This is a genomic window from Brachybacterium equifaecis, from assembly GCF_023509525.1.
GTDB lineage: Bacteria > Actinomycetota > Actinomycetes > Actinomycetales > Dermabacteraceae > Brachybacterium > Brachybacterium equifaecis.
Genome location: NZ_JAKNCJ010000002.1, coordinates 629,331 through 644,249, shown reverse-complemented (window position 1 = coordinate 644,249; position 14,919 = coordinate 629,331). Strand labels below are relative to the sequence as shown.

The 14,919-nt window shown below is 73.5% G+C and carries 12 protein-coding genes; 8 read left to right on the top strand and 4 right to left on the bottom strand.

Going from position 1 to position 14,919, the window contains the following annotated elements; genetic code table 11:
- Positions 1-134 precede the first annotated feature (134 nt).
- Complete coding sequence (gene dnaB / locus Bequi_RS07375; RefSeq protein WP_249737296.1) at positions 135-1,526, top strand: replicative DNA helicase; 1,392 nt, start codon at positions 135-137, stop codon at positions 1,524-1,526.
- Positions 1,527-1,668: 142 nt separating this feature from the next.
- Here the strand turns inward: dnaB and Bequi_RS07370 are convergent, their stop codons facing one another.
- A complete protein-coding gene (locus Bequi_RS07370) occupies positions 1,669-2,736 on the bottom strand; it encodes a hypothetical protein (protein WP_249737295.1) in 1,068 nt (355 codons plus the stop codon).
- Positions 2,737-2,901: 165 nt separating this feature from the next.
- Here Bequi_RS07370 and Bequi_RS07365 point away from each other — a divergent pair, with 165 nt between their 5' ends.
- On the top strand, positions 2,902-3,495 hold the full coding sequence (locus Bequi_RS07365; protein WP_249737294.1) for a DapH/DapD/GlmU-related protein: 594 nt from the start codon (positions 2,902-2,904) through the stop codon (positions 3,493-3,495).
- Between the two features lie 96 nt (positions 3,496-3,591).
- On the opposite strand, the gene Bequi_RS07360 is transcribed toward Bequi_RS07365, so the two are convergent.
- The gene (locus Bequi_RS07360) at positions 3,592-4,983 is read right to left on the bottom strand and encodes an aldehyde dehydrogenase family protein (protein ID WP_249737293.1); all 1,392 of its coding nucleotides are present in this window, start codon (positions 4,981-4,983) and stop codon (positions 3,592-3,594) included.
- A gap of 173 nt (positions 4,984-5,156) precedes the next feature.
- On the opposite strand from Bequi_RS07360, the gene Bequi_RS07355 reads away from it, so the two are divergent.
- Complete coding sequence (locus Bequi_RS07355) at positions 5,157-5,954, top strand: serine hydrolase (RefSeq protein ID WP_249737292.1); 798 nt, start codon at positions 5,157-5,159, stop codon at positions 5,952-5,954.
- Positions 5,955-6,066: 112 nt separating this feature from the next.
- Here Bequi_RS07355 and Bequi_RS07350 read toward each other — a convergent pair whose 3' ends face one another.
- Positions 6,067-7,146 carry a C40 family peptidase gene (locus Bequi_RS07350; RefSeq protein ID WP_249737291.1) on the bottom strand — a complete coding sequence of 360 codons (1,080 nt, stop codon included), beginning with the start codon at positions 7,144-7,146 and terminating at the stop codon, positions 6,067-6,069.
- A 56-nt stretch (positions 7,147-7,202) separates the two neighbouring features.
- Between Bequi_RS07350 and Bequi_RS07345 the strand changes: the two genes are divergently transcribed.
- The 4 genes from Bequi_RS07345 to Bequi_RS07330 all read left to right on the top strand — a co-directional run bounded on the left by Bequi_RS07345 (position 7,203) and on the right by Bequi_RS07330 (position 11,934).
- Positions 7,203-8,531 carry an SLC13 family permease gene (locus tag Bequi_RS07345; RefSeq protein WP_249737290.1) on the top strand — a complete coding sequence of 443 codons (1,329 nt, stop codon included), beginning with the start codon at positions 7,203-7,205 and terminating at the stop codon, positions 8,529-8,531.
- 332 nt (positions 8,532-8,863) lie between these two features.
- Positions 8,864-9,409: a DUF1990 domain-containing protein gene (locus Bequi_RS07340; RefSeq protein ID WP_249737289.1), complete on the top strand. Its 546-nt coding sequence runs from the start codon at positions 8,864-8,866 to the stop codon at positions 9,407-9,409.
- Positions 9,410-9,505: 96 nt separating this feature from the next.
- Positions 9,506-10,882 carry an MFS transporter gene (locus Bequi_RS07335; protein WP_249737288.1) on the top strand — a complete coding sequence of 459 codons (1,377 nt, stop codon included), beginning with the start codon at positions 9,506-9,508 and terminating at the stop codon, positions 10,880-10,882.
- Positions 10,879-11,934 (top strand): alpha/beta hydrolase, encoded by a 1,056-nt coding sequence (locus Bequi_RS07330; protein WP_249737287.1) that lies wholly within the window; start codon positions 10,879-10,881, stop codon positions 11,932-11,934. The genes Bequi_RS07335 and Bequi_RS07330 overlap by 4 nt, the downstream gene beginning before the upstream one ends.
- Positions 11,935-12,170: 236 nt before the next feature.
- On the opposite strand, the gene Bequi_RS07325 is transcribed toward Bequi_RS07330, so the two are convergent.
- Positions 12,171-12,845 carry a GNAT family N-acetyltransferase gene (locus Bequi_RS07325; RefSeq protein WP_249737286.1) on the bottom strand — a complete coding sequence of 225 codons (675 nt, stop codon included), beginning with the start codon at positions 12,843-12,845 and terminating at the stop codon, positions 12,171-12,173.
- A gap of 214 nt (positions 12,846-13,059) precedes the next feature.
- Between Bequi_RS07325 and Bequi_RS07320 the strand changes: the two genes are divergently transcribed.
- Complete coding sequence (locus tag Bequi_RS07320; RefSeq protein ID WP_249737285.1) at positions 13,060-14,748, top strand: serine/threonine-protein kinase; 1,689 nt, start codon at positions 13,060-13,062, stop codon at positions 14,746-14,748.
- Positions 14,749-14,919: the final 171 nt, after the last annotated feature.

Here is a 14,919-nt window from a genome sequence, read left to right as displayed (position 1 = left end):
TTCCGGTGGGGATGTGAGGCCCGACCACCATAGTGGAAAGATCAACGATGTGTCGCGGCAGAACGCCGGAGCCGTCGGCCGAGGAATCCCACATCGCCGCCTCGAATGTCGAGGCCCCTCCCTACACTGACCGGGTGACATCGAACGACGCCTTCACCCCCGGCCCGGACCGCGGCCTCGAGCGCACGCCCCCGCAGGATCTCGCCGCCGAGCGCGGCGTGCTGGGCGGCATGATGCTGTCCAAGGACGCCATCGCCGACGTCGTCGAGCGCATCAAGGGCACCGACTTCTACCGCCCGGCCCACGAGGTCGTGTTCGACGCGATCACCAGCCTCTACGGGCGAGGGGAGCCCGCCGACCTCGTCACCGTCTCCGACGAGCTGACCAAGCGCGGCGAGCTCGCGCGCATCGGCGGCGGCGCCTACCTCGCCGACCTCATCGACATGGTGCCGACGGCCGCGAACGCCGGCTTCTACGCCGACATCGTGGTCGAGCGCGCGACCCTGCGCCGCCTCGTCGAAGCGGGAACCCGCATCGTGCAGCTCGGCTACGCGGCCGAGGGCGGGGAGATCGAGGAGGCGATCAACGAGGCGCAGGCGCAGGTCTACGCCGTCACCGAGCGCGGCCAGAGCGAGGACTTCCTGCCGCTCGGCGAGGTCATCCAGCCCACCCTCGACGTCATCGAGGCCACCCAGAACCGCGGCGGCGAGGTCTCGGGAGTGCCCACCGGCTTCGCGCGCTTCGACGACCTCACGCGCGGCCTGCACCCCGGCCAGCTGATCATCTTCGCCGGGCGCCCAGCCATGGGCAAGACGACCCTCGGCATGGACGTCATGCGCTCCGCCGCGATCCACAACGGCCACCCCGCTGTCATCTTCTCCCTGGAGATGGACAAGACCGAGATCACGATGCGACTGCTGTCGGCCGAGTCGCAGGTGCCGATGCACCGCATGCGATCCGGTGAGCTCGACGACCGCGACTGGCAGTCGATGGCCCGTGCGACCTCCCGGATCGGCGAGGCGCCCCTGTTCATGGACGACTCCGCGAACATGTCGCTCATGGAGATCCGCGCGAAGTGCCGGCGGCTCAAGCAGAAGCACGACCTGAAGCTCGTGGTCATCGACTACCTGCAGCTGATGAGCTCCGGCAAGCGCGTCGAGTCGCGCCAGCAGGAGGTCTCGGAGTTCTCGCGCGCCCTGAAGCTGCTCGCCAAGGAGCTCGAGGTGCCGGTCATCGCGATCTCGCAGCTGAACCGCGGCAGCGAGCAGCGCCAGGACAAGAAGCCGATGATGAGCGACCTGCGCGAGTCCGGCTCGATCGAGCAGGACGCCGACCTCATCATCCTCATCCACCGCGAGGACTACTACGAGAAGGAGTCGCCCCGTGCGGGCGAGGCCGATCTCATCGTCGCCAAGCACCGCAACGGCGCGACCGACACCATCCCCGTCTCCTTCGAGGGCCAGTATTCGCGCTTCCGCGACATGGCCTCCGGCATGGGCGGCGGCGGGGGCGGCTTCTCCGGCTGAGGGTGGGGAGGGAGGCACCTCGCCCTCCCACCTGCCACGCGAGATCGTGGTCCTATGCCAATTTCTGGCATAGGACCACGATCTCGCGCCCGCGCGCGAGATCGCCCAGCGCCCGGTCTCGCGGTCGGCGGGGCGGGCCGCGTCAGGCCAGCGGCAGGGAGTCCGCTCGGTCGATGCCGACTGCCTGGTCGTGGAGGTCGAGCAGGATCTGCTCGCGGGGCGTCGGCGCGGGCCCTGTGCGGCTGACCAGTCGGCACACCGCGAACTCTTCGCTCAGGCGCTCGTACTCCTCGAGCCAGCCTGCGGGGGCTGGCTGCACAGGGACGCGCGGTCCGGTCAGCGCCTGGTGGAGGGCGTACGAGCCGACGCGCCACGGCTTCGGCGTGAGGCGCGCGCGGTAGGTCTCCTGCACCCGGCACAGGGTCACGTACAGCGGGTCGCTGCCCATCGCTTCGAGCAGCTCTCGCGCCTCGGTGCTCGCGGGCGCGGCGCCGAGCCCCGTGACCAGCACACGCAGCCCGGCGCGGGTGCGATAAGTGGAGAAGCCCAGCTCAGGGCGGGTGCGGGCGACGTCCTCGATGCGCGCGATCATTGCTGCCGCTGCGGGATCGTCTGCCGGCAGGCCAGCGCCGGAGGCGCCGTTCGCGCGCCCGGCGTCGACACCGCCTGCCGCCGCGTACGTGCTGCCGCCGCTCCCTGGGCCGCTCAGATCCGGGGCGGCGCCGCTGAGGTCCGGGCCAGGGTCCGCGGCCCGTCGGCCGAAGAGACGGCTGAGCAGTGACCCTCCGCCCCTGCCCGCGTCCCCGTTCCCGCCTGAACCCGCGCCGCGGCCGGGACGCTCGGCGCGGGTTCGGTCCTTGCGGCTGGGAACGGGCTCGGGGAGGTCGACGTCGGCGATGAGCAGCGCGTCGGTGTTGAGCACCTCGACCCCGTAGCGGTTGCGGGTGACGACGCCGATCAGCTCCTCGCCGTCGCGGACCTCCCGGAGGATCTCCTCGGGAGCGTGCCGGAGCGGGTAGTACCAGTCCCGGCGCACGTCCCCGTCGGCGTCCATGAACGCGGCGAAGCGCTCGTCGGCCTCGCGCTGCGCGTCGGCCTGCGAGACGTGGGAGGACCCGTAGGTGGTGAGGTCCCAGACCTCGGGGCCGAGGTAGGTCGGGACGGTGACGCGGTCCTCGCGGCGGGCCCAGTAGCGGGGGAGCGGCTTCATGCGGCGATCGTACGGGGCAGGCGGCGCCCCCGCGCCCCGCGAGATCGCGATCCTGTGCCACTTGTTGGCATAGATCGGCGATCTCGCGGACGAGCCCGGGGCGAGCGCACACTGAGACCAGGCCGATAGTGTCGGGACCGGACGAACCCCCACCGAGGAGACACCATGAGCCTGCAGGACTACACGGCCGCGCTCGCGGCGGGGGAGCGGATCTCCGCGGATTCGCCGCTGCTGGGCGAGGCCCGCGACGCCGCTCAGGACGCCCTGCGCATCACCGCTGAGCTGAACGGCCGGTACCACGAGCCCGCGCGCGTGCGCGAGCTGCTGGCAGAGCTGACCGGCAGCGAGATCGACGAGAGCGTCGTGGTGTTCCCGCCGCTGCGCGCCGACTTCGGCAAGAGCCTGCGGATCGGGAAGAACGTCTTCATCAACTCCGGCTGCGTCTTCCAGGACCAGGGCGGCGTGACCATCGGCGATGACTGCCTCATCGGCCACAACGCCGTCTTCGCGACGCTCAACCACGACCTCGATCCCGCCCGCCGCGGCGACCTGCTCCCGGCCCCGATCACGCTCGGCCGCGGCGTCTGGGTCGGCGCGAACGTGGTCTTCCTGCCCGGCGTGAACGTCGGCGATGACGCGGTCGTCGCCGCCTCCTGCACCGTCACGAAGGACGTGCCCGCCGGAGCCGTCGTCGTCGGCTCCCCGGCACGGGTGGTGCGCTACGTGCCCGGCTACGAGAACCCGGAGCTGCCGGCCTGAGCCACGGGGGCCCGGCACTCCACGAGACCGACGTCCTGTTCCAGGAAGTGGAACAAGGCGTCGGTCTCGCGGGCTCGAGTGCCGCCCGCTTGAGCCTCAGGCCACCCACACCGTCTTGAGGTTGCAGAACTCGCGGATGCCCGCGGCGGCGAGCTCGCGGCCGTAGCCCGAACGCTTGATGCCGCCGAACGGCAGGTGCGGGGTCGAGGCGGTCATGCCGTTCACGAACACGCCGCCGGCCTCGATGCCGTCAGCGAAGAACTCGATCTCCTCCTCGTCGGCGGTCCAGACCGAGGAGCTGAGACCGAATTCGGTCTGATTCGCGATCCGCAGGGCGTCTTCGCGGTCCTCCGCCCGGTAGAGCGCAGCGACCGGCCCGAAGGTCTCCTCCTGCACGATGCGCGCCTCCTCGGGGATGTCCGCGAGCACCGTCACCGGGTAGAACCAGCCCTCCCCGGCGTCGGCCACGGCGCCCCGGTCCCCGCCGAGCAGCACGCTGGCTCCGCGCGCCGTCGCGTCCTCGACGAGCTCCTCGAGCTCCTCGAGTCCGCTCTGCAGGGCGATCGGGCCGACGTCCGTGCCGTCGTCCAGCGGATCGCCGACGGTCAGCTCGGCGAGCGCCGCGACGAATTTCTCGGTGAAGGCGTCGTAGACGTCGGCGTGAACGATGAAGCGCTTCGCGGCGATGCAGGACTGCCCGTTGTTCTGCACGCGCGCCGTCACCGCAGTCTCCACGGCCTTGTCGAGGTCGGCGCTCGGCATGATGATGAACGGGTCCGACCCGCCGAGCTCGAGCACGGACTTCTTGATCTGACCTGCGGCGGCAGCGGCGACGGCCTTCCCGGCGCCCTCGGATCCGGTGAGGGTGACCGCCGCGATGCGTTCATCGGCGATCAGGTCTTCGATGGCGTCGGAGCCGACGAGCAGGGTCTGGAAGGCGCCGCGCGGGAAGCCGGCGCGAGCGAAGAGGTCGTCCAGGTAGAGGGCGGTCTGCGGGACGTTCGAGGCGTGCTTGAGCAGGCCGACGTTCCCGGCCATCAGCGCGGGCGCGGCGAAGCGGATCACCTGCCACAGCGGGAAGTTCCACGGCATCACCGCGAGGATCGCCCCGAGGCTCTGGTAGCGGGCGCCCGCGCGGCTCGCGCCCGAGGCGACCGAGGGATCCTCGAGCTCCTCGGGCGCGAGGAACGACTCGGCATTCTCGGCGTAGAACCGCAGCGCGGCCTGGCACTTCTCGATCTCCGCGCGGGACTGGGCGATGGGCTTGCCCATCTCGAGCGTCATCGTGCGAGCGAGGGCGTCGGCGTCCTCGCCGAGGAGATCCGCCGCGGCGCGGATCCAGTCGGCGCGCTGCGCGAACGTGGTCGCAGCGAGCTCGCGATGGGCCGACGCGGCCGCGGCCACGCGGCGCTCGATCTCCTGCGCGTCGTGCGCCGCGAAAGTCTTCTCGGTGGCGCCGGTGGTCGGATTGATCGTGGCGATGGCCATGGGGTCCTCTTCTCTGTGCGCTGTCGGGTTCTCTTCGCGCTGGCGGTTCCGCTGTGCGCCGTCGGGCTGCTCCGGGGTGCGCTCTGCTGCTGGGCACGCCTCGTCGCCGCGCGGATACGATGCCAGCGTGCCACGGCCCTCTGGTCGCGGCATGGGCGAACGGGGAGGACTCCATGGACGCGATGCCCGAGATCGGCGGACCCCCGCGGCTGTCGGCCGCGCTGCTCGGAGCCGACGGCTCCGCTCTCGCCCTCGAGGACGCCGACCGCCCGTACTACGCGGCGAGCACCATGAAGCTGCACGTGCTGATCGCCGTGCTCGAGGCGGCCGACGCCGGGATGCTCGACCTGGACGCCTCGGTGCCTGCGACGCGCACCTTCACGGGCGTGGACGGCGCCGCATTCACCCTCTCCGGCGACCACCTCGATCCCACGCATCCGGCCGACGGCGCTCCTGTCGCGATCGGCGAGCTCGCCCGGCGCATGATCGACCGCTCGAGCAACGAGGCCACCGACCAGCTGATCGCGCTGGTGGGACTGCCGGCCATCGCGCGCGTGATCGAGCGCCTGGGCCTGCGCGCCACGCGCGTGGAGCGGATGATCGGCGACCCCGTCGCGCTCGCCCGCGGCCTCACGAACGAGACGACCGCCCACGACCTCGCCCGCACGGTGCACGCTCTGACCTGCGAGGACTCCGCGCTCGCACTCTCCGCGCGCTCCCGCGAGCTCGCGCGGTCGGCCCTCGCGGCGCAGCGGATCCCGATCATCGCGAAGGCCGTGCGGCCGGGTGTCCCGTGGGGATCGAAATCCGGGTGGATCGACGCGATCCGCCACGACGTCGCCGTGGTCGGGGAGGGCGCGCAGCGCCGGGTGCTCGCCGTGCTGACCTCGGGGATGACGGTCGAGGAGGCCGACCCGCTGATCATCGCGCGGGCCCGCGAGCTGCTGGGGGAGCTGGCCGCGCAGGAGTGAGGGGCCGACGGCGCCGCAGGACTCATGCCAGCAGCGCCCACCCCAGCAGGCCTCACCCCAGCAGTGCTCACGCCAGAAGGGCTCTGCCCAGCAGGGCTTTTCCCAGCAGGGCTCAGCCCAGCGGACGCACCGCTCCCGCGTACTCGCCCTTCACGTCGTAGGCGTCCATGTCGACGATCTCGATCGCCCCGGCGGAGTTCGGCGCGTGGATCATCTGCCCGTCGGCCAGGCGCATGCCCACGTGCCGGATGTCCGGTCCGCCCGGGCCGTCGTAGAAGAACACCAGGTCACCGGGCTGCAGATCCTCCCGCTCGACGCGCGGCAGTCCCGAGAGGTCGCGCTGATCGCCCGCATCGCGCGGCAGGACGAGGCCCTGGGAGCGGCACGCCGCTCCGACGAGACCCGAGCAGTCGTACCCCCACGCGCTCATCCCGCCCCAGAGGTACCGCAGCCCGAGGAACCGGTGCGCGACAGCGATCGCGCCCTCGGTGGAGGGCGTGTCCGTCGCGCCGGGTCCGGTGCCGACGCGCACGTCGGAGCGCCGCAGGGTGCCCCATCCGCCGCCGGGCACGGCCACGCGCACGGTCGCAGCGCCAGGATCGGCCACATCGTCTGCCCCGTCGTCGGCCCCGCCGTCGGCGCTCGCCGCGGCGGCGGGCGAGTCGGCAGCCAGGGGCAGCATGGTCAGGAACGAGATCGCGACCTCCGTGCCGTCCTCGCGGAGCAGGGCAGCGGTGTCGGCGGTGACCACGGCCTGCGGCGCGTCGGCATCGGGGCCGGAGAAGCGGTCGTCGAGGGCGAGCTGCGCGGCCGGCATCCAGCCGGGGTAGCCGCGCGGGTCCTTGCCGCAGGCCTGGTCGAGCACGACGACGCGGGCCCACAGCGGGAGGGCATCGCCGTCGGCGTCAGCTGCGTCGGCCGACGGCTCAGCGAGCCCCTCGTCTCCCGCGGTGCGCAGCAGCTCGGTCACCAGCACCGCCGATCCCATCAGCGCCTGCGTCTGCACGCGGCCGAACAGCCACTCGCGCGAGGCGGCGTCGGGCATGGCCAGGGGCCAGGAGGGCCCGTCGGCCGAAGCCGCGAGAGCCAGGGGCTCGACGGCGGGGCGGCCCGCGACGGGGGCGGTCCAGATGGTCGCGACGGGCACGGCGACGACGGCGCGCTGCCCCGGGACGAGGGGGATGGTGTCCATGCCACCACGGTAGCGGGAGGGGCCGACGATCGAGGCGGCACGTATTCTCTGCGCTTGTGAACACCCCCGCCGACCCCGGTGCGCGGGCCGCGGCCGGGAGCGCCCCGGGCGCCCGTCCCCGCGCGCTCCACTGGCGCTTCCCGGGGCTCAGCCTCCTCCTGCTGGTGCTGGCGCTCGCCGCCATCGCGGCGGGGATGATCCCGGGCGAGCGCGCTCTGGCCGTGCTCGAGCGGGTCTGGCCGGTGCTGCTCTTCCTCCTGCTGCTGAAGGTCGTCTCGGATCTGCTCGAGGTGACAGGGCTGTTCGCGGCGCTCTCCGCACTGCTGGCGCGCGCCGGCCGAGGGCATCCGGCGGCGCTGCTGGGCCTGGTCACCGCGCTCGGCCTCGTGTGCACGATCGTCCTCAGCCTTGATGCGACCGCCGTGCTGGTCACGCCGATCGCGATCGGCCTCGCCCGCCGCGAAGGGCTGCGGATCGCGCCGTTCCTGCTCGCATGCATCTGGAGCGCGGGGGTCGGGAGCCTGCTGCTGCCGGTCTCGAACCTCACGAATCTGCTCGCCCAGCAGACCCTCTCCTGGCATGCGCTCGAGTTCGCGCGTGCGACCTGGCCTCTGCAGATCGTGCTCGCGCTCGTGCTCGTCGCGGTGCTGCTCGCCCTGTTCGGCGGACGGCTGCGGGAGGCGCGGGTGGCAACGGGGGCCGACGGGCCCGTCGGCCCTGCGCACGGCGGACCCGCCCAGCGTGCTGCCGACGGCGAGCCGCAGCCCGGTGCCGTGCCCGCGGGCGCGAGTGCGGGTGGAGATCGGGGGACCGGTGCTGCCGCCTGGGCGGGCGCGCTCGGCATCGCGGGGTTCGCGGCGGCCGTCCTCGCGGGCGTCGAGCCGTGGCTTGCGGCGGCTGCCCTCAGCGCCCTGCTGCTGGTCGCAGCCCTGGCGGCGGCTCCGCGCGGCGGGCGCGGCACGGTGGTGCGCGCGGTGAAGCCGCCGTGGGCGATGGCGGCTTTCGCCCTGGGGCTCTTCCTCCTGATGGAGGGCATCTCGGCGCCCCTGCAGCCGACGCTCCAGGCGATGCTCGGCCCGGGCGAGGGCTTCGCCGGACTGCTGCGGGTCGAGGCCGTCGCCGCACTCGCCGCGAACCTCGGCAACAACCTCCCGGCGTATCTGCTGCTCGAGCCGGCCGCAGGATCGCCCGGGCAGGTGCTCGCGCTGCTCGTCGGCGTGAACGCGGGGGCGCTCGTGCTGCCCTGGGGGTCCCTGTCCACGCTGCTGGTGCTGCAGGTCGCGAGGGAGCGCGGGGCGGGGCTGAGCATGCTGCGGATCGTCGGGCTGGGCGCCCTGCTGGTCGTGCTCCTGCTGGTCGCGGGCGCTGCGGTGCTGGGGGCCTGAGGCAGGGGCCGCGTGAGCCGAGTGCGGCGCGCGTCAGGGGTGCTCGGCCACCCCCCGATCGGCGTGCGCCCGGACGTCGTTATGGGGTGCGCATTCCGTCGTCAGGGCGCACGTCGATCTGGATGTGCCCCTCATTCCGACGTCAGCGCGCACCCCGATTCGATGTGCATCGGGGCGTCGTTATACGGCCCTCATTCCGACATCTGCACGCACGTCGATCGCGGCGCGGCCTCCAATTCGACGTCAACGCGCACGTCGATCCCGACCCGGGACTCAATCCGACGGCAGCCAGCCCCCACCCCGACCTCCCCACCCCGTGGCAGGATCGCCCCATGCGCTCCGCAGCCCGTGCCGGGCGACCTCTGCCAGCCCGCACCGAGGCCGCCCTCCGCCGGGCCCCGCTGAGCGCTCCCGCAGGCCTCGCGCTCGAAGACCCTGTGCCACCGGGATTCCGGCGCCTCGACCGCTCGGCCGTCCTCGAGCGCCGCGACCTCGACGCGGTCGCCGCCGAGCTCTTCTCCTGGCAGCTCCACCTCCGCGCGGGTCTCGGCGTGCGCGCCTCCGACACCCCGCTGGGCCTCGGCACCGTCCTCGAGCTGCGCCTCGGGCCGGGCCCGTTCAGCCTCCGCGCACCGTGCCGCGTGGTGGAGATCATCGAGCAGCCGGAGCGTCGAGGCTTCACCTACGCCACTCTGCCCGGCCACCCGGAGTCAGGTCTCGAGCGCTTCCTGCTGGAGCAGGGGGCCGACGGGCGCGTGCGGCTGACACTCAGCGCCGTCTCCGCCCCCGCGTCCCTGCCGGCGCGGCTCGCGAGGCCCCTGGCCGACGCGGTGCAGGAGCGCATCACGCGGCGCTACCTGCGAGCGCTCGAGGGCTGAGCCGCCCGGAAGCTCTGGCGCCGGCTCGAGGTCTGAGCCGCCCGGAAAGCTCCGGCACCGATGAGGCCGGCGCGGGCAGCGGTGGGAGAATCCAGCGTGCCGACATCCCCCGATCCCGCCCGAGATTCCGCCCCCACCCCCCGCTCCCCGCGCCCCCGGGTCGGCCTCGCCCTCTCGCTCGCCCTGGTGGTGCTGCTCGCCCTGAACCTCCGGCCCGTCGCCTCGAGCGTCGGCCCCGTCGTCGTGCCGCTGCTCGAGGCCTACGGCGTCGGCGAGGGAGCGGGCGGCCTGCTCACCGCGCTGCCCTGCCTGTGCTTCGGGGTCTTCGGCCTGCTCGCGGTGCCCGTGGCCCGCCGCGTCGGCCTCACCGGGACGCTGGTGATCTCCTTCGCGCTGCTCTCCGCAGGTCTGCTGCTGCGCCCGCTGACCGGCGCATTCGGGCCCTTCCTCGCGCTCTCGACGCTCGCGCTCGTCGGCCCCTCCTTCGCGAACGTGATCGCACCCGCGTGGATCAAGCGGCACGGCGGCTCGGCGACGGTGCTGCTGATGACGGCCTACGGGATGGTGCTGTCGGCCGGAGCGGCCCTCGCGCCCGCGCTCGCCGTGCCGCTGGCGGGGGAGGGGGAGGCGCACTGGCGCGATTCCCTGCAGGCGTGGGGATGGCTGGCGGTGGCACCGGGCATCCTGGCCCTGATCGTGCTGCTGCGCGTGGGCAACGACTTCCCGCGCGCGGACCCCGCGCTCGCGACCGACGGCGACGCCGATGGCGCCTCCGTCTCCGTCTCCGCCTCCGACGCCGACGCCCACGCCGACGCGGCGACCCGCCCGGGCTCGAGCCGCCCGCGCAGCCGGGGCCGGGAGGTCTCGCTGCTGCGCTCTCCGGCGGCGCTGTGGCTGACGCTCATGTTCGGACTGCAGTCGATGAACGCCTACACGCAGTTCGGGTACGTGCCGCGCATCCTCACCGACGCCGGGCTCGCCCCCGGCATGGCCGGCACGCTGACCGCCGTTGTCGCGGGCTGGGGTGTGCTCGGCGGTCTCGTCATGCCGACGGTCATCGCCCGCTCGACCCGGCTGCACGTGTGGGCGATCGTGTTCGGCCTGCTCACGAGCGCCGGGTACGCGGGCCTCGCCCTGTGGCCCGCGGCGGCTCCGATCCTGTGGGTGACGCTCCTGGGCATCGGGGGGTTCGCGTTCCCGACGGCGATCGCCATGATCCCCGCTCGCACCCGCGACCCCCTGGTCACGGCGCGGCTGTCGGGGATGGCGCAGCCCGTCGGCTACCTGCTCGCGGGAGTCGGCCCGCTGCTGCTGGGCGCCCTGCTGAGCGCGACCGGTTCGATGCCCCTGGTGCTCTGGCTGCTCGCGGGCAGCGGAGCGGTGCTGGCCGTGGCGGGGTGGCGCGCGGGCGCGAGCGGGATGATCGACGACGATCTCGACCGCGCGGCCCGCCGTGGGAAGATCGGTGCATGAGCCCCGCACCCGTGCAGCATCACGCCGACCACGCCGCGGCCGCAGGCCCTCTCGCCGCGACCGTCCAGGTCCTCGAGCCGGCACCGCCCGCTCAGGCCGACGAGACCGCGGGCGATGCCCGCCGCGGTCGCGCCGAGGCCCTGCAGGCGAAGCTCCCCCAAGGCCTGTTCGAGTTCGCCGCCCGCTGCAGCGCGAAGCCCTCGAAGCCCGCTCGCTCGCTCGTGCCCGCGGAGCTCCTCACGCGCAGCCGCCACCGCGGAGTGCCCGTGACCTGGATCGACCGGGCTGCGGCCGCTCGCGGCGTCATCATCCACCTCCACGGCGGCAGCTTCGCCTACTGCGAGAAGCCCGACCACTGGAACTGGCTGGACGACCTGCGCCTGCGCACGGGCGCGGCCGTCGCGATGGTCCACTACCGCCTCGCTCCGCAGCTCCCGTTCCCCGCCGCCTACGACGATGCGATCGAGGCGGTGCGCGGCATCCTCGAGGACCTCGAGCCGATGGACATGCCGTGGGTCCTCTCCGGGGACAGCGCCGGCGGCGGGCTCGCGCTCGCCGTCGCCCAGGCCCTGCACGCGAAGCACGAGCGCGAGCCTCGCGGGATCGTCCTGACCTCCCCGTGGGTCGATCTCACCGGGGCCGACGCGATGCTCCGCCAGCAGGCCGCGCGCGATGAGGCCTCTTCGCTGGAGCTGCTGCAGCGCTGCACGGCCCTCTACGCCGACGGCCAGAACCGTGAGGATCCGCGCCTGAGCCCGCTGTTCGGCGAGATGACCGGCCTTCCGCCCGTGCACCTGGTGACCGGCACCGATGACCTCCTCTACGGCGACGCCGTCCGGCTGCGCGAGGCCCTCAGCGAGGCCGTCGTGCCGCTGAGCTACCTCGCCCAGCCCGGCGGCACGCACCTGTTCCCGCTGACGTGGCGGGGGCCGGTCTCCCAGCACGCCCGACGCGCCCAGATCACGTTCGTGCGCGAATGCCTGGGGCTGCAGGCGGCCGTCGGACTCGCCGCGGGGATCGACGCCGCGTTCGACGGTGCCGCCGGGCACTGACGAGGGCGTCGGGCACCGACGGAGCCGCCGGGTACCGACGGAGCCGCCGGGTACCGACGGAGCCGCCGGATACCTACGGAGGCGCCGGCGCGGGCGGCAAGCACTGCCCCCGGCCCGCTCCGGTACCTTTCCCGCGCGCGAAAGGTACCTGAGCGGGCCGAAACCGGTGAGCGAGGAGTGCGAGGTGCGGTGCGGGTGCGTACGGGGCCTCCAGGCACCGACGAGGGTGCCGTCGGCTACAGCATCCGCTGCATGATCACCAGGTCCCACCAGCGGTCGAACTTGAATCCCGCCTGCGCCATGCGGCCGGTCTCGGTGAAACCGCAGACCGAGTGCAGGCGGATCGACGCGGTGTTCCCGGCCTCGATGAACGCGTTCAGAGTGTGCATCCCGCGCTCCGCCGCGAGGTCGGTGAGGGCCGTGAGCAGCGCGCGGCCGACGCCCCGGCCCTGGGCGGCGGGCAGCAGGTAGATCGAGTCCTCCGCGGTGAAGCGGTACCCGGAGTAGTCGCGCAGCGGCCCGAAGCAGGCGTACCCGAGCACGGCCCCGCAGTCCAGCACGTCGGCCCCGGCCCCGTCGCGGCCCTGCGCGCGATCCTCGCCGCCCGACCCGTCGGACTCGCCGGACCCGTCGGACTCGCCCGACCCGTCGGAGTCGCCCGACCCGTCGGCTCCGCCTACCCCGTCGGCCTTGCCCGCCTCGTCGACCGCCACGAGCAGCGTCCCCGCCTCGAGCTGGCGGGCGAACCAGGCGGCGGACTGCTCGGGGGTCGGCACGTCGTCCATCCAGAGCCCGCTGGAGGAGCGCACGGCCTCCTCGCGGATCCCGCAGACCACAGCGGCGTCGGACGGCAGACCCGGGCGGATGCGCACGGCCGGCGCGGAGGCGATGCGGGCGGCGTCGTCGGCCATGGGGACCTGCTCTCGATGAGGGGGAGGAGCGGAGACCGGCGGCGAGCGGCCACCGGGCGCGAGGAGGCGGAACCCCGGCTCGGCAGAGCGATTGTTCCCCACGCCGACCGCGCGCGCGAGGCGGGTCCACGTACTGTGGACCCGCGGGCGGCGCGCAGCCGCCCGGCAGCGTGCGCTGCATCGTGCGCTGTATCGGATCGAGCGGGAAGGCACCATGCCAGACGTCATCGTGGGGCGGTTCGCGCTCATCGACCTGATCGCCCGCGGCGGCTCGGGCTCGGTCTGGCGGGCCTGGGACCGGAAGGCGCGGAGGCTGTGCGCGGTGAAGGTGCTGCGCCAGCGCGACTCCGCCGACCTCCTGCGCTTCGTGCGCGAGACGGGCGTGACCTTCGATCACCCGCATCTGCTCGCCCCCTACGGCTGGGGCGCCGAGGACGAGCACGTCGTGATCGCGATGCCGCTGGTCAGCGGCGGGACGCTGGAATCGGTCGTGCAGCGCGAGGGGCCGTTCGCGGAGCCTGCGGTCGCGGTGATCCTCGATCAGCTCCTCGACGGCCTCGGTCATATGCACGAGCGCGGCTGGATCCACCGGGATGTGAAGCCCGCGAACCTCATGTTCGAGGTGAGCGGGAGCGGGGACTGGCCCCAGGCGCGGCTGGCCGATTTCGGCATCGCCGTGAGCGATCAGGACGTCCGCCTCACGCACGTCGGCATGGTCAACGGGACCCCCGGCTACATGGCGCCCGAACTGTTCGCGATGGCGGAGCCGCACCCCTCCCATGACCTCTACGCCGCCGGGATGCTCGCGCTGTTCGCCCTGAACGGCTCGCTGCCGCTGCGCGATGCGCCGCTGCGGGCCGACGAGGTCGCCCGCTATCTGCACGGGGTGGCGCCCCAGCTCGCAGCGGTGATCCGGCGCCTCATCGACCCCCAGCCCGGGCGCCGCTACCAGGACGCTCCCACCGCCCGGCGCGACATGCCGCGCGTGGATCCCGGCTATCCGCTGCAGCACCGCAGCGGCGCGCCGGTGCTGATGCGCGACACCCTCGCGCCCCTGCCGGACGGCGCCCCCGGGGCCGACGGGCAGGCGCAGGAGGAGAGCCTGCTGGCGGCCGCCCATCGCGGCGCGGCACGCCACGAGGCGGCAGCGCCGGTGCCGAGCGGGCAGCCGGCGGTCGGCGACCGGCCGACGACGGGTGGCGACGGGCCGACGACGGGTGGCGACGGGCCGACGGCGGGCGGCGACGGGCCGACGGCGGGTGGCGACCGGCCGACGACGGGCGAGGAGGCGCCGGTTCTGCGGCGAGTGGCTGCAGAGCCGGAGGCTGCGGGACCGGAGGTTGCGGGGCGACTGGCTGAGGAGCCGCTAGCTGCGGAGCGGCCGAGATCCGCTCCGGCGCAGGACTCAGCGCCCCCCTCCGCGCGGAATGGGGGGAGCCCGGCGGAGCCGGATGCGCCTGCGAGGGCAGAGCACGAGAGTGCTCCCATGGTCCCGTTGCAGGAGTCGGGCGTCAGCACCGATCCCATGCCGGCCGAGTCGACGACTCTGCGCGCGGCACCGGTGGTGCAAGCGCAGGCGCGGGCACAGGCGGTGCAGGATGCGCTCCGACCGGGCTCGAGCGCGGCACCCCTCGACCCTGCGCGGTTCGCGCCGTCCTCGGCGTCGGCTCCGACTGCGGGGCATTCCCCCGGGCACGGGTATCCGTCGGCGGTGCAGGCGCATTCTTCAGCGCAGCCGCACCCATCTGCCTCCGTGCCCCCTTCATCTCGCGACCCGCACCAGGACGGCTCTGCGCCGTCGCGCGCCGGGGGATCGCACCTGGTCAGAGCCGGACTGATAGGCGCCGGTGCGGGTGCGGCGATCGGGGTGCCGCTGCTGGCGGTCCTGCTGCTGCTGATCTGAGCTGGGGCACTTCCTCGAATTGAGGTGCGTGGAGTCGTCGGTATGAGGGAATGATTCCACCGTCTGCGCGCACCTCGATCCGCGGGCAGGCCGGATTCCGACGTGCAGACGCACCTCGATCGCGCGCTACGACGGCCTGCTGCGCGTGGAGGGCGGGGAGGCGCAGTAGGA